Annotated in this window: 25 protein-coding genes; 15 read left to right on the top strand and 10 right to left on the bottom strand. The window is 69.6% G+C overall.

The annotated features are described in order from the left end of the window. The first annotated feature begins 30 nt into the window (after positions 1-30). Positions 31-1,686, top strand: a complete 1,656-nt coding sequence (pgi, locus tag ACQEU8_RS25985; protein WP_433105136.1) for a glucose-6-phosphate isomerase — start codon at positions 31-33, stop codon at positions 1,684-1,686. A 41-nt stretch (positions 1,687-1,727) separates the two neighbouring features. On the opposite strand, the gene ACQEU8_RS25980 is transcribed toward pgi, so the two are convergent. Continuing rightward, the gene (locus ACQEU8_RS25980) at positions 1,728-2,324 is read right to left on the bottom strand and encodes a hypothetical protein (RefSeq protein WP_433105134.1); all 597 of its coding nucleotides are present in this window, start codon (positions 2,322-2,324) and stop codon (positions 1,728-1,730) included. Positions 2,325-2,620: 296 nt separating this feature from the next. Here ACQEU8_RS25980 and ACQEU8_RS25975 point away from each other — a divergent pair, with 296 nt between their 5' ends. Next, a complete protein-coding gene (locus tag ACQEU8_RS25975; RefSeq protein ID WP_433105132.1) occupies positions 2,621-3,076 on the top strand; it encodes a hypothetical protein in 456 nt (151 codons plus the stop codon). Between the two features lie 52 nt (positions 3,077-3,128). Here ACQEU8_RS25975 and pgl read toward each other — a convergent pair whose 3' ends face one another. The 5 genes from pgl to tkt all read right to left on the bottom strand — a co-directional run bounded on the left by pgl (position 3,129) and on the right by tkt (position 9,829). After that, positions 3,129-3,893, bottom strand: coding sequence for a 6-phosphogluconolactonase (gene pgl / locus ACQEU8_RS25970; RefSeq protein ID WP_433105130.1), 765 nt, complete (start codon positions 3,891-3,893; stop codon positions 3,129-3,131). Next, positions 3,890-5,005 (bottom strand): glucose-6-phosphate dehydrogenase assembly protein OpcA, encoded by a 1,116-nt coding sequence (gene opcA / locus ACQEU8_RS25965; RefSeq protein WP_433105128.1) that lies wholly within the window; start codon positions 5,003-5,005, stop codon positions 3,890-3,892. Before opcA ends, pgl begins: the two co-directional genes overlap by 4 nt. Then, positions 5,002-6,537, bottom strand: a complete 1,536-nt coding sequence (gene zwf, locus ACQEU8_RS25960) for a glucose-6-phosphate dehydrogenase (RefSeq protein WP_433105126.1) — start codon at positions 6,535-6,537, stop codon at positions 5,002-5,004. The genes opcA and zwf overlap by 4 nt, the downstream gene beginning before the upstream one ends. 5 nt (positions 6,538-6,542) lie before the next feature. Then, complete coding sequence (gene tal, locus ACQEU8_RS25955) at positions 6,543-7,661, bottom strand: transaldolase (RefSeq protein WP_433105124.1); 1,119 nt, start codon at positions 7,659-7,661, stop codon at positions 6,543-6,545. A 92-nt stretch (positions 7,662-7,753) separates the two neighbouring features. After that, entirely contained in the window at positions 7,754-9,829 is a 2,076-nt protein-coding gene (gene tkt / locus ACQEU8_RS25950; RefSeq protein WP_433105122.1) for a transketolase, read from the bottom strand. A gap of 466 nt (positions 9,830-10,295) precedes the next feature. Here tkt and ACQEU8_RS25945 point away from each other — a divergent pair, with 466 nt between their 5' ends. Further along, complete coding sequence (locus ACQEU8_RS25945) at positions 10,296-11,255, top strand: heme o synthase (RefSeq protein WP_433105120.1); 960 nt, start codon at positions 10,296-10,298, stop codon at positions 11,253-11,255. Positions 11,256-11,398: 143 nt separating this feature from the next. Here ACQEU8_RS25945 and ACQEU8_RS25940 read toward each other — a convergent pair whose 3' ends face one another. The 4 genes from ACQEU8_RS25940 to ACQEU8_RS25925 all read right to left on the bottom strand — a co-directional run bounded on the left by ACQEU8_RS25940 (position 11,399) and on the right by ACQEU8_RS25925 (position 14,542). Then, the gene (locus ACQEU8_RS25940) at positions 11,399-11,719 is read right to left on the bottom strand and encodes a hypothetical protein (RefSeq protein WP_433105118.1); all 321 of its coding nucleotides are present in this window, start codon (positions 11,717-11,719) and stop codon (positions 11,399-11,401) included. A gap of 10 nt (positions 11,720-11,729) precedes the next feature. After that, the gene (locus tag ACQEU8_RS25935) at positions 11,730-12,740 is read right to left on the bottom strand and encodes a COX15/CtaA family protein (protein ID WP_433105116.1); all 1,011 of its coding nucleotides are present in this window, start codon (positions 12,738-12,740) and stop codon (positions 11,730-11,732) included. Positions 12,741-12,807: 67 nt separating this feature from the next. Further along, on the bottom strand, positions 12,808-13,587 hold the full coding sequence (locus ACQEU8_RS25930) for an ABC transporter permease (RefSeq protein ID WP_433105114.1): 780 nt from the start codon (positions 13,585-13,587) through the stop codon (positions 12,808-12,810). 28 nt (positions 13,588-13,615) lie between these two features. Further along, complete coding sequence (locus ACQEU8_RS25925; RefSeq protein ID WP_433105112.1) at positions 13,616-14,542, bottom strand: ABC transporter ATP-binding protein; 927 nt, start codon at positions 14,540-14,542, stop codon at positions 13,616-13,618. Between the two features lie 217 nt (positions 14,543-14,759). Here ACQEU8_RS25925 and ACQEU8_RS25920 point away from each other — a divergent pair, with 217 nt between their 5' ends. The 12 genes from ACQEU8_RS25920 (at position 14,760) to ACQEU8_RS25865 (ending at position 24,617) form a co-directional block, all read left to right on the top strand. Then, the gene (locus ACQEU8_RS25920) at positions 14,760-15,617 is read left to right on the top strand and encodes a helix-turn-helix transcriptional regulator (protein ID WP_433105110.1); all 858 of its coding nucleotides are present in this window, start codon (positions 14,760-14,762) and stop codon (positions 15,615-15,617) included. Further along, entirely contained in the window at positions 15,614-17,035 is a 1,422-nt protein-coding gene (sufB, locus tag ACQEU8_RS25915) for a Fe-S cluster assembly protein SufB (RefSeq protein ID WP_433105108.1), read from the top strand. The genes ACQEU8_RS25920 and sufB overlap by 4 nt, the downstream gene beginning before the upstream one ends. Before the next feature lie 69 nt (positions 17,036-17,104). Then, the gene (gene sufD / locus ACQEU8_RS25910) at positions 17,105-18,286 is read left to right on the top strand and encodes a Fe-S cluster assembly protein SufD (protein ID WP_433105106.1); all 1,182 of its coding nucleotides are present in this window, start codon (positions 17,105-17,107) and stop codon (positions 18,284-18,286) included. Further along, the gene (locus ACQEU8_RS25905) at positions 18,283-18,609 is read left to right on the top strand and encodes a non-heme iron oxygenase ferredoxin subunit (protein ID WP_433105104.1); all 327 of its coding nucleotides are present in this window, start codon (positions 18,283-18,285) and stop codon (positions 18,607-18,609) included. The genes sufD and ACQEU8_RS25905 overlap by 4 nt, the downstream gene beginning before the upstream one ends. 7 nt (positions 18,610-18,616) lie before the next feature. Then, a complete protein-coding gene (gene sufC / locus ACQEU8_RS25900; RefSeq protein WP_099879447.1) occupies positions 18,617-19,381 on the top strand; it encodes a Fe-S cluster assembly ATPase SufC in 765 nt (254 codons plus the stop codon). After that, positions 19,378-20,634 (top strand): cysteine desulfurase, encoded by a 1,257-nt coding sequence (locus ACQEU8_RS25895; protein ID WP_433105102.1) that lies wholly within the window; start codon positions 19,378-19,380, stop codon positions 20,632-20,634. The genes sufC and ACQEU8_RS25895 overlap by 4 nt, the downstream gene beginning before the upstream one ends. A gap of 9 nt (positions 20,635-20,643) precedes the next feature. Next, positions 20,644-21,147: a Fe-S cluster assembly sulfur transfer protein SufU gene (gene sufU / locus ACQEU8_RS25890; protein ID WP_433105100.1), complete on the top strand. Its 504-nt coding sequence runs from the start codon at positions 20,644-20,646 to the stop codon at positions 21,145-21,147. Then, positions 21,144-21,473, top strand: coding sequence for a metal-sulfur cluster assembly factor (locus ACQEU8_RS25885; RefSeq protein WP_209237910.1), 330 nt, complete (start codon positions 21,144-21,146; stop codon positions 21,471-21,473). The genes sufU and ACQEU8_RS25885 overlap by 4 nt, the downstream gene beginning before the upstream one ends. 120 nt (positions 21,474-21,593) lie before the next feature. Next, on the top strand, positions 21,594-21,914 hold the full coding sequence (locus ACQEU8_RS25880; protein ID WP_433105097.1) for a DMT family transporter: 321 nt from the start codon (positions 21,594-21,596) through the stop codon (positions 21,912-21,914). Further along, the gene (locus ACQEU8_RS25875; protein WP_433105095.1) at positions 21,914-22,492 is read left to right on the top strand and encodes a TetR/AcrR family transcriptional regulator; all 579 of its coding nucleotides are present in this window, start codon (positions 21,914-21,916) and stop codon (positions 22,490-22,492) included. Before ACQEU8_RS25880 ends, ACQEU8_RS25875 begins: the two co-directional genes overlap by 1 nt. 64 nt (positions 22,493-22,556) lie before the next feature. Next, on the top strand, positions 22,557-23,549 hold the full coding sequence (gene dapD / locus ACQEU8_RS25870; RefSeq protein WP_433105093.1) for a 2,3,4,5-tetrahydropyridine-2,6-dicarboxylate N-succinyltransferase: 993 nt from the start codon (positions 22,557-22,559) through the stop codon (positions 23,547-23,549). A 126-nt stretch (positions 23,550-23,675) separates the two neighbouring features. Then, a complete protein-coding gene (locus tag ACQEU8_RS25865; protein ID WP_433105091.1) occupies positions 23,676-24,617 on the top strand; it encodes an EI24 domain-containing protein in 942 nt (313 codons plus the stop codon). Positions 24,618-24,631 lie beyond the last annotated feature (14 nt).

Raw genomic sequence — 24,631 nt, 5'->3', positions numbered from 1 at the left:
CGTTACGAGAGGAATGGGCTGGTTTCCCTGATGAACGCTGAAGGCCGCACCCGACTCGACCACCTGCCCGAGTGGCAGGCGCTCTCCAAGCACCGCGACGAGTTCGGGCTCACGCACCTGCGGCGGCTGTTCGAGGACGACCCGGAGCGCGCCGAGCGCTACACCGTACGGGTCGGCGACCTGCACATCGACTACTCCAAGAACCTGGTCACCGACGAGACGCTGCGCCTGCTGCGGCAACTCGCCGAGGCGACGGGCGTGGCCCGGCTGCGGGACGCGATGTTCGACGGCGAGAAGATCAACGTCACCGAGGACCGCGCCGTTCTGCACACCGCCCTGCGCACCCCCGAGTCGGCGACCGTCCGGGTGGACGGTGAGAACGTGATGCGCAAGGTGCACCAAGTCCTCATCCGGATGGGCACTTTCGCCGGCAAGATCCGCGAGGCCCACTGGCGCGGCCACACCGGCGAGCGCATCAAGAACATCGTCAACATCGGCATCGGCGGCTCCGACCTCGGCCCGAAGATGGCCTACGAGGCACTCCGCCCGTACACCCGGCGGGACATGACCTTCCGCTTCGTCTCCAACGTGGACGGCGCGGACCTGCACGAGGCGGTCCGTGATCTGGACCCGGCCGAGACGCTGTTCATCGTCGCCTCCAAGACGTTCACGACGATCGAGACCATCACCAACGCCAAGGCGGCGCGCAGTTGGCTGCTGAGCGGGCTGGGCGGCGACGAGGCAGCCGTGGCCAAGCACTTCGTGGCCGTCTCCACCAATGCGGAGAAAGTCGCCGAGTTCGGCATCAACACGGACAACATGTTCGAGTTCTGGGACTGGGTCGGCGGTCGCTACTCGTACGACTCGGCCATCGGGCTCGCCCTGATGGTGGCCATCGGGCCCGAGTGCTTCGGTGACATGCTCGCCGGCTTCCACCTCGTGGACGAGCACTTCCGCAGCGCGCCCTTCGAGTCCAACGCGCCGATGCTGCTGGGGCTGCTGGGCATCTGGTACGGCAACTTCCACGACGCCCAGTCGCACGCCGTACTGCCCTACAGCCACTACTTGTCCCAGTTCACCGCCTACCTCCAGCAGTTGGACATGGAGTCCAACGGCAAGTCGACCAGCCGCGAGGGCAGCCCCGTCAACTGGCAGACCGGGCCCGTCGTATGGGGGACCCCCGGGACCAATGGCCAGCACGCCTACTACCAGCTGCTGCACCAGGGCACCAAGATGATCCCGGCCGACCTGCTCGGTTTCGCCGACCCGATCGCCGAACTCGGTGACCTGCGTGACCAGCACGACCTGCTGATGGCGAACCTCTTCGCCCAGGGCCAGGCCCTCGCCTTCGGCAAGACGGCGGAGGAGGTGCGCGCCGAGGGCGTTCCCGAGGCCCAGGTGCCGCACCGTACGTTCCCCGGCAACCGGCCCACGACCACCATCCTGGCCTCCGCGCTGACTCCCTCCGTGCTCGGCCAGCTCGTCGCCCTGTACGAGCACAAGGTGTTCGTACAGGGCGCAGTCTGGAACATCGACTCCTTCGACCAGTGGGGTGTCGAACTCGGCAAGGTCCTCGCCAAGCGCATCGAACCCGCCCTGACCGAGGGCGCGAAGGTGCCGGGCCTGGACGCCTCGACCTCGGCGCTGGTCGACCGCTACCGCTCGCTGCGGGGGCGCACGGCCTGAGGGCGCCGGCTCCTCATGGGGGCGAGCTCACGGATGCGAGCTCATGGGCGGTCCGCGAGCGGGCCGCCCTCGGGCTCCGTCCGGAAGGTGCCCTTTGACCGGAGAGTGCCCCGGTGCGTGCCGCTCATCCGCCGGGCGTAGTCCCGGGCCACGGCGAGGACGAGGAACCCCCAGGCGGCGCCGGGCAGATACAGATATCCCACCCATGCCTCCGGCTGCTCGTACTCCCGTTCCTGCTCGATGACCCTCGGCCCCTCGTCGACGAAGTGAAAGACGAGGTTGAGCACCGCGTATGCCGTGAGGAGTACGAGGAGCACCCCACCGGCCCGCGCCACGCGCACAACGGCACGCGCGGGCACCGGACGCGCGGCGGCGAACGGCACCCAGCGGGGGAACCGCTCTCCCCAGCCGCTGACCAGGCCGACCGTCAGAAACGCCAGCCCCACGCTGAGCACGCTCAGCACCAGCATGTAGCTGGATTCGGCCCCGGTGTGTCCCTCCCCGCCGAGCGCGCCCACGGCGCGCCAGATCGCGGACGGCAGCACACCCAACGGCGCGGCCCAGGCCGCCCACACGGCCCAGCGGGCCGGTGGCAGGGGTGAGGGGGGCGACACCGGAGCGGTGGCTGAAGTCGTCATGACAGCTCCTCGAGGGGCACGGATGTCTTCCTCTGTCCTCCTCGAAAGTCTTCCGGCGCGCCGGGCCCGCCGATTCGCCTCGGTGGACGAGATCGGCTTCCGTCGGGAGACCGAGCCCGTTCACCCGATCGGTTGACGGGCTCCGCGACCGATTGCCGCGCGAAGCCCGAATCCAGGCGGAAGTCGGCGCCCCGCGGCCGCCCGCGTCCTCAGCAGGGCGAGTCGGGCCCGCCCTACGATGCGCAGCGTGACCGCACACACCGAGTGCGGAGCGCTGACGAGCGAAGGGGGAGGCCATGAGTGGTGGGACAGGACCGGACCTGGCGCATTCCGGGACGGCGAAGCGGCGGGCCGCCCGCTACCTCGAACGACACCTCGGCCCGGACGCCCGCGCGGCGGGGCAGTTGGCGGACGAGGCCACCGACGCCGTGACGGGCGGCGGAGGTTCCGCTCCATGGGCGCCGGGCCGGCAGGGGCCCGCCACCTTCTCCCCGCGCGGCGGGCTGCGCGGCGGGCTGCGCGGCTGGGAGGTCCGGGCAGGGCTCGGCCACCGCCGCGCCGCCTGGCACCGCCACAGCACACAACTGGTCCGCCGCCTCCGCGCGGAGATGACGGCCCTTCTGGGGACGAACGTCCTGTTCACAGACGAGGATCAGGCCAAGGCGGCTGCCATCCGGGCGGCCGTACGCGCACCGTCCCGCAGCCGCCTGGATCTGCTGTTCTCAGGTGCAGGCAGCCATGCCCGAGGTTGAGAAGAAGTTGCCGTGTGGAAAGTGAGAGGGCCCCGCCATTGGCGGCGGGGCCCTATGCGAGGCGGGAGGCTGCGGGGGTGTCGAGGAGCCAGAGGGTGCGGGAGCGGCCGTACGCGGCGGCGGCCGGGGCCTGGAGTTCGCCGGGCCCCGAGAGGGCCAAGGCGACCGCGTCGGCCTTGTCCTCCCCCGCCGCGAGCAGCCACACCTCCTCCGCGGCACGGATCGCGGGCAGAGTCAACGACAGCCTGGTGGGCGGCGGTTTGGGCGCCCCGTGGACGCCGACGACCGTGCGCTCGGTCTCCCGCAGAGCGGGGTGCTCCGGGAAGAGGGAGGCGACATGGGTGTCGGGACCGACACCCAGCAGCAGCACGTCGAAGGCGGGAACCCGCGCCGTCGGGTCGGCGCCCGCGGCGGCGGCGAGCTCCGTGGCGTACGCCTCGGCAGCCGCCTCGGCGTCCCCCGCGTAGCGGCCGTCGGACGGCGGCATCGCATGCACCCGCGCGGGGTCCAGCGGCACCGTGTCCAGTAGGGCCTCGTGGGCCTGGGTGTGGTTGCGCTCGGGGTCGCCCTCGGGGAGGAACCGCTCGTCGCCCCACCACACGTCCAGCCGTGACCAGTCGATGCGCTCCCGCGCCTCGGGGGAGGCGGCGAGCGCGGCCAGCAGGGCGTTGCCGTTGCGGCCCCCGGTCAGCACGACCGACGCGGTGCCGCGCGCTGCCTGCGCTTCGGTCAGGCGTGTGGTCAGCCGTGCTGCCGCGGCCTGGGCGAGCGCCTCCTTGTCGGGGTGCACAAGCACCTCGCGGCCGGCGCTGCTCACTTCGTGGCCTTCTTCGAATTCGCCGGATTCGAGCGGGACTTCGACCTCGCCGCCGCAGGCTTCCCCGCCGCGGACTTGGCCGCCGGCTGCGAAGTGGTGGGCTCCTGGCCCTCCGTCGTCGCGGAAGTCTCCGCCGGGGCAGGCGCCGGGGCGGCCGGGGTCGGGTGGGCCGGGTCGGGGCCGGAGATCTTGTTGATGCCGAAGCGGACGGCTTCGGCGTACGCCTCGTCCGGGTCGAGCCGCCGCAGCTCCTCGGCGAGCAGCTCGGCCGTGCTGCGCCGCTGGAGGGCGACGTGCCGGTCGGGCTGGCCGGGGACGGCGAGTTCGGCCAGGGCGCCGTTGGCGCGGTCGAGGCAGATCTGGCCCTCGGCGGTCTCCAGCCGTACGCCGGTGATGCCGGGGCCCTCGGAGATCCGGCGTTCGACGGGGACCCGCAGCCGTTCGGCGAGCCAGAGGGCGAGCAGTTCGCTGGAGGGGTTGTACTCCTCGCCTTCGATGACGGCCGCGTTGATGGTCGTCTGCTTCTGGTCGACCGAGGCGGCCAGCATGCTGCGCCAGGGGGTGATACGGGTCCAGGACAGATCGGTGTCGCCGGGCGCGTAGGTGCTGGCACGCAGGCTGAGCGCACCGACCGGGTCCTCCGTCGCGGCGGCGTCGGTGATCCGCCGCTGCGCCAGCTTGCCCAGCGGATCCTCGGCGGGGTTCTCCGGCGCGTCCTCGGGCCACCACACGACCACCGGGGCGTCCGGCAGCAGCAGCGGCAGGACGACGCTGTGGGCGTGGGAGGCGAGTTCGCCGTGCAGCCGCAAGATGATCGTTTCCCCGGAGCCCGCCTCGCGGGCGTCGCCGCCGACCCGGACCTCGGCGTCGAGCCGGTGCTGTGCCCGGTCGCGGGGGGAGCGGCCGGGGCGGCGTACGACGACGAGGATCCGCGAGGGATGCTCCTTGGAGGCGCCGCTGGCGGCCTTGAGCGCGTCGTAGTGGTTGCCCTCGTCGGTGACGATGACGAGGGTCAGCACCATGCCCATGGCAGGCGAGCCGAGGGAACGGCGCGCCTTGACCAGTTCGGCGTTGATGCGGCTGGACGTGGTGTCCGTCAGGTCGATGTTCATGGCCGCCGCCAAATCCGTCCGTCGCGTGCGAGCATCTCGTCGGCGGCCTGGGGTCCCCAGGTGCCGGCGGGATACTGCTCGGGTTTGCCCTGGGTGTCCCAGTACTGCTCGATCGGGTCGAGGATCTCCCAGGACCGTTCGACTTCCTGGTGCCGGGGGAAGAGGTTCGCCTCGCCCAGCAGGACGTCGAGGATGAGGCGTTCGTACGCCTCGGGGCTGGTCTCGGTGAAGGACTCGCCGTAGGCGAAGTCCATCGTCACGTCCCGGATCTCCATCTGGGTGCCGGGCACCTTCGAGCCGAACCGGATCGTCACGCCCTCGTCCGGCTGGACGCGGATGACCAGCGCGTTCTGGCCCAGTTCCTGGGTGTCGGTGGCGTCGAAGGGGGAGTGCGGGGCGCGCTGGAACATCACCGCGATCTCGGTGACGCGGCGGCCCAGCCGCTTGCCGGTGCGCAGATAGAACGGGACGCCGGCCCAGCGCCGGTTGTCGATCTCCAGTTTGATCGCGGCGTAGGTGTCGGTCCTGGAGTTGGGGTCGATGCCCTCCTCGTCCAGATAGCCGGGCACCTTCTCGCCGCCCTGCCAGCCTTCCGCGTACTGGCCGCGCACGGTGTACTTGCCCAGATCCTTCGGCAGCCGTACGGAGTTGAGGACCTTGAGCTTCTCGGTCAGCAGCGCCTTGGCGGCGAAGGAGGTGGGCTCCTCCATGGCGGTCAGGGCGAGCAGTTGGAGGAGATGGTTCTGGAGGACGTCGCGGGCGGCGCCGATGCCGTCGTAGTAGCCGGCGCGGCCGCCGATACCGATGTCCTCGGCCATGGTGATCTGCACATGGTCGACGTAGCTGCGGTTCCACAGCGGTTCGAACAGCGTGTTGGCGAAGCGGAGGGCCAGGATGTTCTGGACCGTCTCCTTGCCGAGGTAGTGGTCGATCCGGAAGACCTCGCTGGCCCGGAACACCTCGTGGATGACGGAGTTCAGTTCCTGCGCTGACTTCAGGTCATGGCCGAACGGCTTCTCGATGACGGCGCGGCGCCAGGAGTCGGGTCCGGCGTCGGAGAGGCCGTGCTTCTTGAGTTGGGAGACCACGGTGGGGAAGAACTTGGGCGGCACCGAGAGGTAGAAGGCGAAGTTGCCGCCGGTGCCCCGGGACTTGTCCAGCTCGTCGATGGTGGACCGGAGCGTCTCGAACGCCTGGTCGTCGTGGAACTCGCCGGAGACGAAGCGCATGCCCTGGGCGAGCTGCTGCCAGACCTCCTCGCGGAAGGGGGTGCGGGAGTGCTCCTTGACCGCGTCGTGCACGACCTGGGCGAAGTCCTCGTCCTCCCAGTCGCGCCGGGCGAAGCCGACGAGGGAGAAGCCCGGTGGGAGGAGCCCGCGGTTGGCGAGGTCGTAAACCGCAGGCATCAGCTTTTTCCGTGACAAATCGCCCGTGACGCCGAAGATCACCAGGCCCGACGGTCCCGCGATGCGCGGGAGCCGTCGGTCCTGAGCGTCACGCAGCGGGTTGGCTGTGCCGCTCGCGCTGCTCAATTCGGTTACGCCTCCTTCGGGGCCAGGCGCTGGAGCTCGGCCTCGGTGGACTTGAGCAGTTCGTTCCAGGAGTCCTCGAACTTCTGGACGCCCTCGTCCTCGAGCACCTTGACGACGTCGTCGTAGGAGATGCCGAGCTTGGCGATGCTGTCGAGGACGGCCTGGGCCTCCTCGTAGCTGCCGCGGACCGCGTCGCCCTTGATCTCGCCGTGGTCGCCGACGGCCTGCAGGGTGGCCTCCGGCATGGTGTTGACCGTGTTGGGCGCGACCAGCTCCGTGACGTACAGCGTGTCGGGCAGCTCCGGGTCCTTCACGCCGGTCGAGGCCCACAGCGGACGCTGCTGGTTGGCACCGGCCTTCTCCAGGGCCTGCCAGCGGTCGGAGGCGATGACCTCTTCGTACGCCTGGTAGGCGAGCCGGGCGTTGGCGATGGCCGCCTTGCTCTTCAGCGACTTGGCCTCGTCCGTGCCGAGGGCCTTGAGCCGCTTGTCGAACTCGGTGTCGACGCGGGAGACGAAGAACGAGGCCACGGAGTGGATCTGCGACAGATCCATGCCCAGGCCCTTGGCCTTCTCCAGGCCCGCCATGTAGGCGTCCATGACCGCGCGGTAGCGCTCCAGCGAGAAGATAAGCGTGACGTTGACGCTGATGCCCTTGCCGATCGTCTCGGTGATCGCGGGCAGACCGGCCTCGGTGGCCGGGATCTTGATGAAGGTGTTCGGCCGGTCCACCAGCCAGGCCAGCTGGCGGGCCTCGGCGATGGTGGCCTTGGTGTTGTGCGCCAGCCGCGGGTCGACCTCGATGGAGACCCGGCCGTCCTTGCCGCCGGTCGCGTCGTGCACCGGGCGGAGGATGTCGGCGGCGTCCCGGACGTCCGCGGTGGTGATCATGCGGACGGCCTCTTCGACCGAGACCCGGCGGGCCGCCAGATCGGAGACCTGCTGCTGGTAACCGTCGCCCGCCGAGATCGCCTTCTGGAAGATGGTCGGATTCGTCGTCACGCCGACCACATGCTGCTCGTCCATCAGCTCGCCGAGGTTGCCCGACGTGATGCGCTTGCGCGACAGGTCGTCCAGCCAGATCGCGACGCCTTCGTCGGAGAGGCGCTTCAGTGCGTCTGTCATGGGGTTCGCATCTCCTGTGCTTGTTGGCTTGTGGTTTGTCGGGGCGCTCCGGGCGGCCACCGAATGGCGGGCCGCCCGGAGCCCTCGGGCTGTCAGCGGGCGGCCGCCTGGAGCGACTCCTTCGCCGCCAGGTGCACGGCCTCGGCGGTGAGACCGAACTCCCGGAAGAGGACCTTGCCGTCCGCGGAGGCACCGAAGTGCTCCAGCGACACGATCCGGCCGGCCTCACCCACGTACTGGTGCCAGGTCAGACCCACGCCCGCCTCGACGGCGACGCGCGCCTTGATGTCCGGCGGCAGCACGCTGTCCCGGTAGGACTGCTCCTGCTCCTCGAACCACTCCAGGCACGGCATCGAGACGACCCGGGTGGGTACGCCCTGCGCCTGGAGCCGGTCGCGCGCCTCGACGGCGAGCTGCACCTCCGAACCGGTGCCGATCAGGATCACCTGCGGGTGACCGCCCTCGGCCTCCAGCAGCACGTAACCGCCCTTGGCCGCGGCCGGGTTGGCCTCGTAGGTGGGCACACCCTGCCGGGTCAGCGCGATGCCGTGCGGCGCCGGCTTGCTGCTGTGCCGGCGCATGATCTCGGCCCACACCGTCGAGGTCTCATTGGCGTCCGCCGGGCGGACGATGTTGAGGCCGGGAATGGCGCGCAGCGCGGAGAGGTGCTCGACCGGCTGATGCGTCGGACCGTCCTCGCCCAGCCCGATGGAGTCGTGCGTCCACACGTATGTGACGGGCGCCTTCATCAGCGCGGCGAGCCGGACGGCCGGACGCATGTAGTCGGAGAAGACAAGGAACGTTCCGCCGTACACCCGCGTGTTGCCGTGCAGCGCGATGCCGTTCATCGTCGAACCCATCGCATGCTCGCGGATGCCCCAGTGCACCGTACGCCCGTACCGGTCGGCACCCGGCAGCGGGTTGCCCTCCGGCAGGAACGAGGTCGTGGCGAACGTGGTGTTGTTCGAGCCCGCGAGGTCGGCCGAACCGCCCCACAGCTCGGGGATGACCGGGCCCAGCGCCTTGAGCACGCTGCCGGACGCCTTACGGGTGGCCACCGACTCGCCCGCGGGGAAGACGGGCAGCGCCTTCTCCCAGCCCTCGGGCAGCCGGCCTTCCCGGATCCGGTCGAACTCGGCGGCGCGCTCCGGGTTGGCGGAGCGCCACACGGCCATCCGCTTCTCCCACTCGGCCTGCATCGCGCGGCCGCGGTCGCTCGCCTTGCGGACGTGCGAGAGGACCTCGTCGGAGATGTGGAAGTGCTTGTCCGGGTCGAAGCCCAGCACCCGCTTGGTGGCCGCGACCTCTTCCTCGCCCAGCGCCGAGCCGTGCGCCGCCTCGGTGTTCTGCGCGTTGGGGGCCGGCCAGGCGATGATGGACTGCATCGCGATGAAAGAGGGGCGCTCGGTCTCGGCCTGCGCCGTCCTGAGCGCCTGGTGGAGCGCCTTCGGGTCGAGGTCGCCGTTCTCCTGCTGGGCGACGCGCTGTACGTGCCAGCCGTACGCCTCGTACCGCTTGAGCGTGTCCTCGGAGAACGCGGTCGCCGTGTCGCCCTCGATGGAGATGTGGTTGTCGTCCCACAGCACGATCAGGTTGCCGAGCTTCTGGTGGCCGGCGAGCGAGGACGCCTCGGCGGAGATGCCTTCCTCCAGGTCGCCGTCGCTGGCGATGACCCAGACGGTGTGGTCGAACGGGGACTCGCCCTCGGCCGCCTCCGGATCGAACAGCCCGCGCTCGTAGCGCGCCGCCATCGCCATACCGACCGCGTTGGCGACGCCCTGGCCCAGCGGCCCGGTCGTCGTCTCGACGCCCGCCGTGTGCCCGTGCTCGGGGTGGCCGGGGGTGCGGCTGCCCCAGGTACGGAAGGCCTTGAGGTCGTCCAGTTCCAGCCCGTATCCGGCCAGGAAGAGCTGGATGTACTGGGTCAGGCTTGAGTGGCCTGCGGAGAGGACGAAGCGGTCACGGCCGGTCCAGTCCGGGTCGGTCGGGTCGTGGCGCATCAGCTTCTGGTAGAGCAGGTACGCGACGGGGGCCAGGCTCATGGCCGTACCGGGATGGCCGTTACCGACCTTCTGCACGGAATCCATGGCCAGGACTCGAACCGTGTCCACGGCCTGCTGGTCCAGGTCGGTCCACTCAAGGTCTGTGGTGGTCGGCTTGGTGCTCACCCTGCGTCAGGGCTCCTCTCCACATGTTCGATGGCCGGTGTGTGTGCGCTCACCGGGCGGTGTCGAGCGTACCTCTGCCGGGACGTGCGACTTTTCGACCGTTCACTCTGTGGTCGTCACCGGGCGACGACCCCGGGCCACGGCCGACAACCGCGAGAACGTTCCGGAAACGACGACGAGATAGTTGCTATTCCCATCGATTGGCGGCCGCGGCGCCGGAGCACCACTCCCAGGCTGACGTCTGTTCCCCCGATCCGCCCGTCGAACACGGCCCGGTTGCCCCGGACCGGACCCGCCACACACCCCGGGAGGGGCCTCCTGATGCGGCACCGGGCCCGCGGCCAACACGGTGACCCCCCATGACTGGGGAGATATCGCCAACGTCTAAAGTGGCGTGGTACGCGCGAGCTTGATGCGGGCCTGCACCTTTTCTTTCCGTGCGCCCGCGCGGGTTCGCTGGTTCTTTATGAGGCGATCAGGGGTGTCCGTGACGGCCGTCGAATCCCGTCCTGCGGGGACGCTGGAGCCCAGCGGTCACCGGCCGCTCGGTGCCCGCGTAAAGGCGTTCATCGAGCTGACCAAGCCGCGGATCATCGAGCTGCTCCTCATGACCACCGTCCCGGTCATGTTCCTCGCGGCCCAGGGCGTTCCGGATCTCTGGCTCGTGTTGATCACCTGCCTCGGCGGATATCTGTCCGCGGGCGGCGCCAACGCGCTGAACATGTACATCGACCGGGACATCGACGCGTTGATGCACCGCACCGAGCGGCGCCCCGTCGTCACCGGAATGGTCAGCCCGCGCGAGTGCCTGGTGTTCGGCATCAGCCTGGCGATCGTCTCCACCCTGCTGTTCGGGCTGCTGGTCAACTGGCTGTCCGCCGCGCTGTCGTTGGGTGCGCTCCTCTTCTACGTCGTCGTCTACACGATGCTTCTCAAGCGGCGCACCTCGCAGAACATCGTGTGGGGCGGTATCGCCGGCTGTCTGCCCGTCTTCATCGGCTGGTCAGCGGTGAAGAACGAGGTCAGCTGGGCCGCCGTCATCCTCTTCCTGGTGATGTTCTTCTGGACGCCGCCGCACTACTGGCCGCTGTCCATGAAGGTCACGGAGGACTACAAGCGGGTCGGCGTGCCCATGCTCCCGGCCGTCGCCGGCAATGTCGTCGTCGCCAACCAGATCGTCGTCTACAGCTGGGTGATGGTTCTCGTCTCCCTGCTGCTGTGGCCGCTGGGCTACGTCGGCTGGTTCTACCCGCTGGTCGCGGTGCTGGCGGGCGGACTGTGGCTCTGGGAGGCGCACGCCCTGCGGGCTCGCGCCCGTGCCGGTCTGAAGGGGCCCAAGCTCAAGGAGATGCGGCTCTTCCACTGGTCGATCACCTATGTGTCGCTGGTCTTCGCGGCAGTGGCCATCGACCCGTTCCTCCGCTGAGAGCGGCGCTTTCGCCCGCTGAGAGCTGCGCTTTCCTTCGCTGAGAGCGGCGCTTTGCCGAGGCCGTAAATGGAGAGGCCCCTCCTGGGTGGGAGGGGCCTCTCCATTTCTGCCGGGTGTTCTGCCGGGCGGAATGGGCGGAGCTACTTGTTCGCCGGGCCGCCCAGCTGGATGCCGGCCATGCGCTCCCACTCGTAGGGGCCGGTCCGCACGTGCTCGGCCATCTCCCCGTCGAAGCTCTCGTGGAGGGTGACATCGGAGGAGGCCTGGACGGCTTCCTCCGCGACGTCCTTGGAGGGCGCCATCAGGTCGCCCCAGGTGCCGTCCGCGCCGACCAGGGAGATACGGAAACCGACCTGGCCCACGTAAGCGATCTGCGCCTCGGCGCTGCCGCCGTGCCGCCGCGTGAAAGCGCCGATCTGCTTGGCGAGCCGGGCCGCCCGCTTGCTGCTGTCTGCTGCCATGAGGCAGATGCTACCGGCGGGTAGCCGAACCGGCGAGAGGGGGAGCCGCAGCGGATTCTGCGGCAGCGGCAGCGCCCGGCGCCGCCACCGGGAGCCCCCGCTCGCGTGTGGACAGCACCACCCGCAGCACCCCGATCCACACCAGGGTCGAGCCCAGCAGATGCAGGCCGACCAGCAGCTCGGGCAGATCGGTGAAGTACTGCACATATCCGATGAGACCCTGTCCGAGCAGCACCAGCAGCAGAGTGCGCGCGGTGCGCCGGGTGCTCATGGGCGCGTCCATGACGCGCAGGCCCACGTACAGCAGCACGGTCAGGGCGATCACGATCCAGGCGAAGACGGCGTGCGTCTGCGTCGCCAGCTCCACGGCGACCGGCATCCGCTTCACATCACTGCTGTCACCCGCGTGCGGCCCCGAACCGGTCACGACGGTGCCGGCGACGATGAGACAGGCCGCGAAGAACGTCAGCGCGTGGACGAGCTTCTTGACGGGCTTCCCCACCAGCGGACGGGGCGGCGCGTCGCCCTCCCGTGCGCGCAGCCAGGTGAGGGTGGTGACGGTCAGCAGTGCGGTCGCGGCCAGGAAGTGGCCGGCGACGACGAACGGGTTCAGCTTCACCCACACGGTGATGCCGCCGACGACGCCGTTGCTCATGATGACCCAGAACTGCGACCAGGCCAGCCTGCTCAGCCCCTTGCGGGCGGGCTTGGCCGCCCGTACGGCGATGATGGTCCAGCCCGCCGCGGCGGAGACCACCCAGGCCATCATGCGGTTGCCGAACTCGATGGCACCGTGGATGCCCATCGCGGAGGTGGTGGTGAGGCTGTCATCGGTGCACTTGGGCCAGGTGTCGCAGCCCAGCCCCGAACCGGTGAGCCGCACGGCCCCGCCGGTGACCACGATGACGATGCTCATCAGCAGCGAGATGAAGGCCGCTCGCTCCACGGTGCGGGGCGAGGGGGTCCAGCGCGCGGCGATGTACGCGATGGGATTACGTACGAGTTCGAGCAGTTTCGGCACGGAGCCATGGTAGGGCGCCGCTTGTGCGCGCATTCACGAGGGCCTCCCTACCGAGCCTGGCAGGCCTTCACTCCCACTTGAAGAAGCGCGCCGCCGTGCCCAGCCCCAGCACCGCCCACACCGCCAGCACACCCAGATCGCCCCACGGCACTCCGGTCCCGTGCCGGAGCACGTCGCGCAGGCCGTCGGAGAGGGCGGAGATCGGCAGCAGCTGGAGCACGCTCTGCGCCGCGTCCGGGAACTTGTCCAGCGGGACGATGACGCCGCCGCCGACCAGCAGCAGGATGAAGACCAGATTGGCCCCCGCCAGCGTCGCCTCCGCCTTGAGGGTCCCGGCCATCAGCAGGCCGAGCCCGGAGAAGGCCGCCGTACCGAGCAGCAGCAGGAGCAGCACCGTCGCCGGGTTGCCGTGCGGGGACCAGCCCAGCGCGAGCGCCACCACGGTCAGCAGCAGTACCTGGAGGGCCTCGATGACCAGGACGGAACAGGTTTTCGCCGTCATCAGCCCCCACCGGGGCAGCGGCGAGGCGCCGAGCCGCTTCAGCACGCCGTAGCGGCGCTCGAAGCCGGTGGCGATGGCCTGCCCGGTGAACGCGGTCGAGAGCACCGCCAGCGCCAGGATCCCCGGCGCCAGGAAGTCGACCCGCGAGCCCTTGCCGGTGTCCACGATGTCCACGGCGCTGAAGAGCACCAGCAGCAGCGTCGGAATGATGACGGTGAGCAACAGCTGCTCACCGTTGCGCAGCTGCGTCCGGGTCTCCAGCCACGCCTGTGCCCGCACCATGCGGGACAGCGGCGCGGCACCGGGCGCGGGCGCGTAGGTCCCGGCGGTCCCTGTGCCACTCATGACCGCAGCTCCTTCCAGGGGCGGGTCCTCATGACCGCAGCTCCTTCCCCGTCAACTCCAGAAAGACGTCCTCCAGCGTTCGGCGCTCCACCGAGATGCGGTCCGGCATGACCCCGTTCTGGGCGCACCAGGAGGTCACGGTGGCGAGCAGCTGGGGGTCGACGGTGCCGGTGAGGCGGTAGCTGCCCGGGGTGAGCTCGACCGCGACGGTCTCCGCGGGGAGGGCCTTGAGCAGCGACGTCAGATCGAGTCCCGGCCGTCCGGCGAAGCGCAGCGTGTTCTCCGCGCCGCCCTTGCACAGCACCTCGGGTGCGCCCTGGGCGATGACCTTGCCGCCGTCGACGATGGCGACGTCGTCGGACAGCTCCTCGGCCTCGTCCATGTAGTGGGTGGTCAGCACTACGGTCACGCCGTCGGCCCGCAGGTCGCGGACCAGGTCCCAGGTGGCGCGCCTGGCCTGCGGGTCGAGCCCGGCGGTCGGCTCGTCGAGGAAGACCAGCTCGGGGCGGCCGACCAGGGCCAGCGCCAGCGCGAGCCGCTGCTGCTGGCCGCCGGAGAGCCTGCGGTACGGGGTGCGGCCGCAGCCGCCCAGGCCGAGGCGTTCGATCAGCGCGGTCACATCCAGCGGGTGCGCGTGCAGCGTCGCCATATGGCGCAGCGTCTCCTCGACGCGTGCCGTGGGGTAGATCCCGCCGCTCTGGAGCATCACCCCGATCCGGGGCCGCAGCGCGGCGCCCTGGGTCGCCGGGTCCAGGCCGAGCACCCGTACGGTGCCGGAATCCGGCCGGCGGTAGCCCTCGCAGGTCTCGATGGTGGTGGTCTTACCCGCTCCATTGGGGCCGAGGAACGCGGTGACGGTGCCCCGCGCGACGGTCAGATCGAGCCCGTCGACGGCGGTCCTGCTGCCGTACCGCTTCACCAGCCCGGCGACTTCCACAGCCGCTGAACTTCGCATGCAGGGCAGTCTAAGGAGCGGGCAGCGTCACTCGTCCGGCGGGCCGTACGGGCTCCTGCGGCAGGCTGTACGGACCTGGGCGGACCCCTCCTGGTTAGGTCTGCCTTACGTGATGCACCCCATTGGGGCTGGTCACGACCATCGCTTGCCGGGGTCAGCCGAATTAAGCAACAATGACGTTGTGAAAAAGAGGGAGCAGGCTCGGGAGGACCGACCGATGGCCGCACAGGCCACCGGCGCCGCCCCCACGTCGGGGCCCTCTACAACAGCACAGTCGTCGACGCCACAGTCGACGACACAGGATGAACAGCACGGCACGAGGAACAAGGTCGCGCGCTCCATTCTCGACCACGGTCCGTCCACCGCGGCCGAGCTGGCGCTGCGTCTGGAGCTGACCCAGGCCGCCGTCCGCCGTCATCTCGACGCGCTCGTCGCCGAGGGCGTCGTCGAGGCCCGCGCCAAGCGGGTCTACGGCTCACGCGGCAGGGGGCGCCCCGCCAAGGTCTTCGCCCTGACGGACTGCGGCCGGGACGCCTTCGACCAGGCGTACGACCAGCTGGCCGCCGACGCCCTGCGGTGGATCGCCCATTCAGCGGGCGGCGGAGAGGTCGGGGAGGCGGCGGTCGCGGCCTTCGCTCGTGCCCGTGTCGAGGCGCAGGCGGAGAGGTACCGCGAGGCGCTGGAGAGCGTGCCGCAGAAGGACAGGGCGCGGGTGCTGGCGCGTGCGCTGTCCGAGGACGGGTACGCTGCCACCGCGCGTGCCGCGCCCGCGCAAGCCGGTGAGCAGCTCTGCCAGCACCACTGCCCGGTGGCCCACACCGCCGAGCAGTTCCCGCAACTGTGCGAGGCGGAGACGGAGGTCTTCTCCCGGCTGCTCGGCACGCACGTCCAGCGTCTGGCGACCATCGCACACGGCGACGGAGTGTGCACGACGTTCATTCCCGGAACGCACCAGCACCCGAAGACCGCCGCGGCCAAGCCCCCGGCAGCCAGAACCCCCGCACAACCGCCCAAGACCACCAGCAACACCAGCAACGCCACCAATGCGAACGAGGCCGGGAGGAACCCCGCATGACCGCTCCTACGGAGACTGCTCACCCCGAGCTTGAGGGGCTGGGCAAGTACGAGTACGGCTGGGCCGACCCCGATGCCGCGGGCGCAGCCGCCAAGCGCGGCCTCTCCGAGGATGTCGTCCGCGACATCTCCGGGAAGAAGAACGAGCCCGACTGGATGCTCAAGCTGCGGCTCAAGGGCCACAAGCTCTTCGAGAAGAAGCCGATGCCGAACTGGGGCTCGGACCTGTCGGGCATCGACTTCGACAACATCAAGTACTTCGTCCGGTCCACCGAGAAGCAGGCCCAGACCTGGGACGACCTGCCCGAGGACATCAAGAACACCTACGACAAGCTCGGCATCCCGGAGGCGGAGAAGCAGCGCCTGGTCGCCGGTGTCGCCGCGCAGTACGAGTCGGAGGTCGTCTACCACCAGATCCGTGAGGACCTGGAGAAGCAGGGCGTCCTCTTCCTGGACACGGACACCGCGCTGCGCGAGCACCCGGAGCTGTTCCAGGAGCACTTCGGCACGGTCATCCCGGCCGGTGACAACAAGTTCGCCGCGCTGAACACCGCGGTGTGGTCGGGCGGTTCGTTCATCTACGTGCCGAAGGGCGTGCACGTCGACATCCCGCTCCAGGCCTACTTCCGGATCAACACCGAGAACATGGGCCAGTTCGAGCGGACGCTGATCATCGTCGACGAGGACGCTTACGTGCACTACGTCGAGGGCTGCACGGCGCCGATCTACAACTCGGACTCGCTGCACTCGGCCGTCGTCGAGATCATCGTCAAGAAGGGCGGCCGCTGCCGCTACACGACGATCCAGAACTGGTCGAACAACGTCTACAACCTGGTCACCAAGCGCGCCGTGGCCTACGAGGGCGCGACCATGGAGTGGGTCGACGGCAACCTCGGCTCCAAGGTGACGATGAAGTACCCGGCGGTCTACCTCATGGGTGAGCACGCCAAGGGCGAGACGCTGTCCGTCGCCTTCGCGGGCGAGGGCCAGCACCAGGACGCGGGCGCCAAGATGGTCCACATGGCCCCCCGCACCTCCTCGAACATCGTCTCCAAGTCGGTGGCCCGGGGCGGCGGCCGCACCTCCTACCGCGGTCTCATCGAGATCGGCGAGGGCGCCGAGGGCTCCAAGTCCAACGTGCTGTGCGACGCGCTGCTGGTCGACACCATCTCGCGCTCCGACACCTACCCCTACGTCGACGTCCGTGAGGACGACGTGACTATGGGCCACGAGGCGACCGTCTCCAAGGTCAGCGACGACCAGCTCTTCTACCTGATGAGCCGCGGGCTGTCCGAGGACGAGGCGATGGCGATGATCGTGCGCGGCTTCGTCGAGCCGATCGCCAAGGAGCTGCCCATGGAGTACGCGCTGGAGCTCAACCGGCTGATCGAGCTCCAGATGGAAGGCGCGGTGGGCTGACGCCCTCCGCCGTCGGTTCCCTGTGAGGCAGCACCCTTTTTGACCAAGAAAGCGAGCAACACGACAGCCATGGCTGAGGCCCAGAACATTCCGGTCGGGTCCAACACCACCGGAGCCATCGCGGTGGCCGCAGAGTCCACCACCGCCACGAGGATGAGCGCGCCGCCGTCCTTCGACGTGGCGGACTTCCCGGTGCCGCACGGCCGGGAGGAGGAGTGGCGGTTCACTCCTCTGGACCGGCTCAAGGGCCTGCACGACGGCACGGCGCAGGCGACCGGCACGGTCAAGACCGAGGTGTCGGCGCCCGACGGCGTCACCGTCGAGAAGGTGTCCAGGGACGACGCGCGCGTCGGCCGGGCCGGCAAGCCGGTGGACCGGGTGGCGGCCCAGGCGTTCTCCTCGTTCGAGAAGGCCGCCGTCATCACGGTGCCCAAGGACGCGGTGCTGGCCGAGCCGGTGCGGGTCAACCTGCACGGCGAGGGCGGTGTCACCTACGGGCACACCGTCTTCGACATCGGCGCCTTCGCCGAGGTGGTCATCGTCATCGACCACACCGGGGACACCGTGCGCTCGGCCAACGTCGAGTTCGTCGTGGGTGACGGCGCCAAGGTCACCGTCGTGTCCGTCCAGGACTGGGACGACACCGCCGTGCACTGCTCGCAGCACAACGCGCTGGTCGGCCGGGACGCGACGTTCAAGTCAGTCGTGGTCACCTTCGGCGGCGACCTGGTGCGGCTCAACCCGCGGGTCAGCTACGGCGGCCCGGGCGCCGAGGCCGAGCTGTACGGGCTGTACTTCACCGACGCCGGGCAGCACCAGGAGCACCGGCTGCTGGTCGACCACGACACCCCCAACTGCCGCAGCAACGTCGCCTACAAGGGCGCCCTCCAGGGCGACGACGCACACGCGGTGTGGATCGGTGACGTGCTCATCCGCGCCGAGGCCACCGGTACCGACACCTACGAGCTCAACCGCAACCTGGTGCTCACCGACGGCTCGCGGGTCGACTCGGTGCCCAACCTGGAGATCGAGACCGGCGAGATCGTCGGCGCCGGTCACGCCTCGGCGACCGGCCGGTTCGAGGACGAGCAGCTCTTCTATCTGATGGCACGCGGCATTCCCGAGCGCGAGGCGCGCCGCCTGGTGGTGCGCGGCTTCTTCGCCGAGCTCGTCCAGCAGGTCGGCCTGCCGGACGTGGAGGAGCGCCTCATCGCCCGGATCGAGGCGGAGTTGGAGGCGTCGGTCTCATGAGCGAGGAAGGCTTCGTCAAAGCGGCTTCGCTGAGCGAGCTGGAGGAGGACACCCCGCTGCGGGTGGAGCTGGGCGGCGTCCCGGTCTCCCTCGTCCGCACCCAGGGTGAGGTGTTCGCCGTCAACGACATCTGCTCGCACGCCAATGTGTCGCTCTCCGAGGGCGAGGTGGAGGACTGCACCATCGAGTGCTGGCTGCACGGATCCCGCTTCGACCTGCGGACCGGTAAGCCCTCCGGACTGCCCGCCACCCGCCCCGTCCCCGTGTACCCCGTAAAGATCGAAGGGGACGATGTGCTCGTCTCCGTCACACAGGAGTCCTGAAGTCCCCATGGCAACGCTTGAGATCAACGACCTGCACGTCTCCGTCGAGACCGAGGGCGGCCCCACCGAGATCCTGCGCGGCGTCGACCTGACCGTGAAGCAGGGCGAAACGCACGCGATCATGGGCCCGAACGGCTCCGGCAAATCCACGCTGGCCTACTCGCTGGCGGGCCACCCGAAGTACACCGTCACCGGCGGCTCCGTGAAGCTCGACGGCGAGGACGTCTTGGAGATGTCCGTCGACGAGCGCGCCCGCGCGGGCGTCTTCCTCGCCATGCAGTACCCGGTCGAGGTCCCCGGTGTCTCCGTCTCCAACTTCCTGCGCACCTCCGCCACCGCCATCCGCGGCGAGGCCCCCAAGCTGCGTACCTGGGTCAAGGAGGTCAAGGAGGCCATGGAGCGCCTCTCGATCGACCCGGCGTTCGCCGAGCGGAACGTCAACGAGGGCTTCTCCGGCGGTGAGAAGAAGCGCCACGAGATCCTGCAGCTCGAGCTGCTGAAGCCCGCGATCGCGATCCTGGACGAGACCGACTCCGGTCTCGACGTGGACGCGCTGCGCGTCGTCTCCGAGGGCGTCAACCGCGTCCGGGAGTCCGGCGAGGTCGGCACCCTGCTGATCACGCACTACACGCGCATCCTGCGTTACATCAAGCCCGACTTCGTGCATGTCTTCGCCAAGGGCCGGATCGCCGAGTCCGGCGGTGCCGAGCTGGCCGACAAGCTGGAGGAAGAGGGCTACGAGGAGTACGTGAAGGGTGGTGCCACTGCGTGACACAGCTCCCGGGCCTGCTGGACACCGAGGCGATCCGTAAGGACTTTCCGATCCTGGACCGCCTGGTGCACGACGGGCAGAAGCTCGTCTACCTGGACAACGCCGCCACCTCGCAGAAGCCGACGCAGGTGCTCGACGCCCTGGCCGACTACTACGAGAAGCACAACGCCAACGTCCACCGAGGCGTGCATGTGCTGGCCGAGGAGGCCACGGCGCTCTATGAGGGCGCGCGCGACAAGGTCGCCGCGTTCATCAACGCGCCCAGCCGAGACGAGGTGATCTTCACCAAGAACGCCTCCGAGTCGCTGAACCTGGTGGCGAACATGCTCGGCTGGGCCGATGAGCCCTACCGCGTCGAGCGGGACACCGAGATCGTCATCACGGAGATGGAGCACCACTCCAACATCGTTCCGTGGCAGCTGCTGTCGCAGCGCACCGGCGCGAAGCTGAAGTGGTTCGGCCTCACCGACGAGGGCCGGCTGGACATGGCCGGGATCGAGGAGCTGATCACCGAGCGCACCAAGGTGGTCGCGCTCACCCTCGTCTCCAACATCATGGGCACCTTCAACCCCGTCGAGGACATCGTGCGGCGGGCCCAGGAGGTGGGTGCGCTGGTCGTGGTGGACGCCTCGCAGGCGGCCCCGCACATGGTGCTGGACGTACAGGCGCTCCAGGCCGACTTCGTGGCCTTCACCGGGCACAAGATGTGCGGCCCCACCGGCATCGGCGTGCTGTGGGGGCGACAGGAGCTGCTCAACGACCTGCCGCCGTTCCTCGGCGGCGGGGAGATGATCGAGACCGTCACGATGCACTCGTCGACGTATGCTCCGGCGCCGCACAAGTTCGAGGCGGGTACCCCGCCGGTCGCCCAGGCGGTCGGGCTGGGTGCGGCCGTGGACTATCTGACCGCGATCGGCATGGACCGTATTCAGCAGCACGAGCACGCGCTGACCGAGTACGCGGTACGCAGGCTCCAGGAGATCCCGGACCTGCGGATCATCGGCCCCGCCACGGCCGAGGACCGCGGGGCCACGATCTCGTTCACGCTGGGTGACATCCACCCGCATGACGTGGGCCAGGTCCTGGACGAGCAGGGCATCGCGGTGCGTGTCGGCCACCACTGCGCCCGCCCCGTCTGCCTGCGGTACGGAATTCCCGCGACGACGCGAGCGTCGTTCTATCTGTACTCCACGCCCGCCGAGGTGGACGCCCTGGCGGACGGCCTGGGGCACGTACGGAATTTCTTCGCTTAGGGGCTGTCGGTGAAGCTGGACTCGATGTACCAGGAAGTGATCCTGGACCACTACAAACACCCGCACGGGCGTGGGCTGCGCGAGGGCGACGCCGAGGTGCACCACGTCAACCCGACGTGCGGTGACGAGATCACCTTGCGTGTGCGGTACGACGGCGACACCATCGAGGACGTGTCGTACGAGGGCCAGGGCTGTTCCATCAGCCAGGCCAGCGCCTCGGTGCTGAACGAGCTGCTGGTCGGCAAGGAACTGGCCGAGGCCCGCAGGATCCAGGAGACCTTCCTTGAGCTGATGCAGTCCAAGGGCCAGCTGGAGCCGGACGACAAGATGGAGGACCTGCTGGAGGACGCCGTGGCGTTCGCCGGGGTCTCGAAGTACCCGGCGCGTGTGAAGTGCGCGCTGCTGAGCTGGATGGCGTGGAAGGACGCGACGTCGAAGGCGTTCAGCGAGGCGGATGCGACGACGCAGCCGCCGGGGACCGAAGCCGACTCGGCCAAGGAGAAGACCGCATGACCGAGATGACCACCAAGCCCGCGAGCGAGGACGAGGTCCGCGAGGCGATGATGGACGTCGTCGACCCCGAGCTGGGCATCGATGTCGTCAACCTCGGCCTGGTCTACGGCATCCATATCGACGACTCGAACATCGCCACCATCGATATGACGCTCACCTCGGCGGCCTGCCCGCTGACCGACGTCATCGAGGACCAGGCGCGCTCGGCCACCGAGGGCATCGTCAACGAACTGAAGATCAACTGGGTCTGGATGCCCCCGTGGGGCCCCGACAAGATCACCGACGACGGCCGCGAACAGCTCCGGGCGCTGGGCTTCAACGTCTGAGTTCCCGCGCACTGTTTCCGTACGTCAGCGACGGCCGCGTACCCCTCGGGTACGCGGCCGTTCGCATGCGCGGAGAAATCGTGTGTACGGTCGTACGCAACGTTGTGTACGCTCGTACGTATGGCGTATGTGATGTTGGCGGGAGCGATACTGGCCGAGGTGCTGGGGACGACGGCGATGAAGTACAGCGACGGCTTCAGCAAGCTGGTGCCCTCGCTGGTCACGGCGGTCGGTTATCTGGTGGCGTTCGTGCTGCTCGCGCAGACCCTCAAGAGCATGTCCGTCGGCACCGCCTATGCCATCTGGTCCGGGGCGGGGACGGCGGCCATCGCGCTGATCGGCATGGTGTTCATCGGGGAGGCCGTCACCGCGGCGAAGGTCCTCGGGATACTGCTGGTGATCGCGGGGGTCGTGGTGCTGAATATGGGAGGAGCGCACTGATGAGGCGGCGATACGACCCCGAGCGGCGGCAGCGGATCATCGATGCCGCGATCCGGCTGGTCGAGCTGAAAGGCATCACGGCGCTGAGCCACCGCTCGGTCGCGGCCGAGGCCGATGTGCCGCTCGGCTCGACGACGTACCACTTCGCGAGCCTGGACGATCTGCTCGTCGCGGCACTGCAGCAGGTCACCTGCGGGCCGCAGTCGGCGATCGAGAACTGGGACAGCGAACTCTCGGGCGACGAGCCGCTGCTGGACGCGCTGACAAGGATCCTGGAGGAGTACGCCTCGGGCGCGCACGGGCGGATCCGGCTGGAGTACGAGCTGTATCTGGCCGCGCTGCGTCGCCCGCCCCTTCAGCCGGTCGCGGCGGCCTGGATCGACGACTGGGTCGAGGTGGTCGGCCGGCACACCGACGACCCCGTCACCGCGCGGGCGCTGGCGGCGCTCATCGACGGCCTGCTGCTGCAGTTCCTGCTCACCGACCGGCCCTTCGACCGGGCGGAGGTCCGCTCGGCGCTCGCCCGGGTCGTCGGCGATCCGGGTACGGGCACGGGCACGGACAGTGAGAGCTCATAGCGCCGCCGCCCGACCTGTGGACCGGGTTCGTCATCGCGGGCCGAGTCCGGATAGCGTTCGAGGTATGACCGAAGCACCCACCTCTCCCAGCACCACCGGCGCCGTCGCCGCCGGGCTCGCCACCGTCACCGCCGACGGCACCGTACTGGACACCTGGTTTCCGCGGCCGGAGCTCGTCGCCGAGCCCGGTCCCGCCGGAAGCGAGCGGCTGAGCGCCGAGCGCGCCGCTGAGCTGCTCGGCGAGAGCGCGCCGCAGGCCCTCGGCGAGGACCCCCGCCGCGGGGTCGAGGTCGTGGCCGTCCGTACGGTCATCTCCTCCCTGGACGACAAGCCGCTGGACGCGCACGACGTCTATCTGCGGCTCCACCTGCTCAGCCACCGGCTGGTCAAGCCGCACGGCCTCAGCCTCGAGGGACAGTTCGCCCACCTGGCCAACGTGGCCTGGACCAACCTCGGTCCGGTGCCGGTGGACAAGGTGGAAGAGGTCCGCCTCGCCGCCCGGGCCTCGGGTGCGTATCTGAACGTGACCAGCGTGGACAAGTTCCCGCGGATGACCGACTACGTCGTACCCACGGGCGTACGCATCGGTGACGCGGACCGGGTCCGGCTCGGCGCGCACCTCGCCGAGGGCACCACGGTGATGCACGAGGGCTTCTGCAACTTCAACGCCGGCACCCTGGGCACCTCCATGGTCGAGGGCCGGATCAGCGCGGGCGTCGTCCTCGGTGACGGCACCGACCTCGGCGGCGGCGCGTCGATCATGGGCACGCTCTCCGGCGGCGGCAAGCAGGTCATCTCCATCGGCCGGCGCTGCCTGATCGGTGCCGAGGCGGGCGTCGGCATCTCGCTCGGTGACGACTCGGTGGTGGAGGCCGGTCTGTACGTCACGGCCGGCACCCGCGTCACCCTCCCGGACGGGAAGGTCGTCAAGGCGCTGGAGCTGTCCGGTGCCAACAACCTGCTGTTCCGCCGTAACTCGGTCACCGGCACCGTCGAGGCGCTCCAGCGCAGCGGCTCCTGGGGCGGTCTCAACGAGGCGCTGCACAGCCACAACTGAGCAGCCGGCCGCCCGTCGGCGCGCCCGGTCGGCTTGACGCTGAACAGTCACAAATGCGCAACCGATCGGGAAGGCGCCGGTAGCTGCCGTCCCGCACATATGCCCGTAGGCCGTAGGCTTGCGGGCATGCGTGATCTTGGGGCCGGGCTGCGGTACTTGGGGCAGGGACAGCGGTGGGTGCTCACCCACGGACGGTGGTTCGGGTACGGGCTGCTGCCCGCCCTGATCACCCTTGTCCTCTACGCGGCGGCCCTCACGGTGCTCGGCTTCTACGCCGACGACATCGCTGCCTGGGCCACACCCTTCGCCGACGACTGGGACTCGACCGGACGGGCACTGACCCGCGGCGCCTTCGCCGTCATGCTGTGGATCGGGGTGCTGATGCTGGCGGTGGTGACCTTCGCCGCCGTCGCGCTGCTGATCGGTGAGCCGTTCTACGAGAAGCTCTCGGAGAAGGTGGAGGAGAGCGAGGGCGGGTTGCCCGAGGGCACCGTCGACCACCCACTGTGGCGTGAGTTGTGGATCGCGCTGTGCGACAGCGTCTACGTCCTCTTCCGGACGCTGCTGTTCACGATTCCGCTGTTCCTCCTGGGCTTTGTGCCGTTCGTCGGGCAGACCGTCGTTCCGGTGCTCGGTATCTGCGTCTCCGCTTTCTTCCTCACGGTGGAGCTCGCCTCGGTCGGACTGCAACGCCGCGGCGTCCCGGTGAAGGAGCGGCTGGTGCTGCTGCGGCGGCGGAAGGCGCTGGCGCTGGGTTTCGGGGTGCCGCTGGCGCTGGCCTTCCTGGTGCCGTTGCTGGCCGTTCCGCTGATGCCGGGGGCTGTTGCGGGGGCGACGCTGTTGGTGCGGGACCTTATGGGGACCCGCCCCGCGGGCGCCTCCGGCGTGGGAGGGCCCGGCCAGCGTGTTCCCGGCGCGGGGCGCCCTGGCGCGGGGCCCGGCGTCGGCTCCGGGGCGCCGAACCCGTACGGGGCGCCGCCTTCCCCGTACGGGGCGCCGGGCCGGCCCGCCGCCGCGCCTCCGTACGGGGCGCCCCCGCCGCCGTACGGTCAGCCCGGTCGGGGCTGACGCCTACCCGCCGT

It is taken from the genome of Streptomyces sp. CA-250714 (assembly GCF_050936705.1).
Classification (GTDB): domain Bacteria; phylum Actinomycetota; class Actinomycetes; order Streptomycetales; family Streptomycetaceae; genus Streptomyces.
Note: the sequence above shows the minus strand (reverse complement) of the source record. Positions and strands in the feature narration are given on the sequence as shown.

Excerpts from the sequence above, each read along its gene's own strand:
- pgi (WP_433105136.1), top strand. The coding sequence starts at position 31 with ATGAACGCTGAAGGCCGCACCCGACTCGACCACCTGCCCGAGTGGCAG.
- ACQEU8_RS25980 (WP_433105134.1), bottom strand. The coding sequence starts at position 2,324 with ATGACGACTTCAGCCACCGCTCCGGTGTCGCCCCCCTCACCCCTGCCA.
- ACQEU8_RS25975 (WP_433105132.1), top strand. The coding sequence starts at position 2,621 with ATGAGTGGTGGGACAGGACCGGACCTGGCGCATTCCGGGACGGCGAAG.
- opcA (WP_433105128.1), bottom strand. The coding sequence starts at position 5,005 with ATGAACATCGACCTGACGGACACCACGTCCAGCCGCATCAACGCCGAA.
- tal (WP_433105124.1), bottom strand. The coding sequence starts at position 7,661 with ATGACAGACGCACTGAAGCGCCTCTCCGACGAAGGCGTCGCGATCTGG.
- ACQEU8_RS25945 (WP_433105120.1), top strand. The coding sequence starts at position 10,296 with ATGAGGCGATCAGGGGTGTCCGTGACGGCCGTCGAATCCCGTCCTGCG.
- ACQEU8_RS25940 (WP_433105118.1), bottom strand. The coding sequence starts at position 11,719 with ATGGCAGCAGACAGCAGCAAGCGGGCGGCCCGGCTCGCCAAGCAGATC.
- ACQEU8_RS25930 (WP_433105114.1), bottom strand. The coding sequence starts at position 13,587 with ATGAGTGGCACAGGGACCGCCGGGACCTACGCGCCCGCGCCCGGTGCC.
- ACQEU8_RS25925 (WP_433105112.1), bottom strand. The coding sequence starts at position 14,542 with ATGCGAAGTTCAGCGGCTGTGGAAGTCGCCGGGCTGGTGAAGCGGTAC.
- ACQEU8_RS25920 (WP_433105110.1), top strand. The coding sequence starts at position 14,760 with ATGGCCGCACAGGCCACCGGCGCCGCCCCCACGTCGGGGCCCTCTACA.
- sufB (WP_433105108.1), top strand. The coding sequence starts at position 15,614 with ATGACCGCTCCTACGGAGACTGCTCACCCCGAGCTTGAGGGGCTGGGC.
- sufD (WP_433105106.1), top strand. The coding sequence starts at position 17,105 with ATGGCTGAGGCCCAGAACATTCCGGTCGGGTCCAACACCACCGGAGCC.
- ACQEU8_RS25905 (WP_433105104.1), top strand. The coding sequence starts at position 18,283 with ATGAGCGAGGAAGGCTTCGTCAAAGCGGCTTCGCTGAGCGAGCTGGAG.
- sufC (WP_099879447.1), top strand. The coding sequence starts at position 18,617 with ATGGCAACGCTTGAGATCAACGACCTGCACGTCTCCGTCGAGACCGAG.
- ACQEU8_RS25885 (WP_209237910.1), top strand. The coding sequence starts at position 21,144 with ATGACCGAGATGACCACCAAGCCCGCGAGCGAGGACGAGGTCCGCGAG.
- ACQEU8_RS25880 (WP_433105097.1), top strand. The coding sequence starts at position 21,594 with ATGGCGTATGTGATGTTGGCGGGAGCGATACTGGCCGAGGTGCTGGGG.
- ACQEU8_RS25875 (WP_433105095.1), top strand. The coding sequence starts at position 21,914 with ATGAGGCGGCGATACGACCCCGAGCGGCGGCAGCGGATCATCGATGCC.
- dapD (WP_433105093.1), top strand. The coding sequence starts at position 22,557 with ATGACCGAAGCACCCACCTCTCCCAGCACCACCGGCGCCGTCGCCGCC.
- ACQEU8_RS25865 (WP_433105091.1), top strand. The coding sequence starts at position 23,676 with ATGCGTGATCTTGGGGCCGGGCTGCGGTACTTGGGGCAGGGACAGCGG.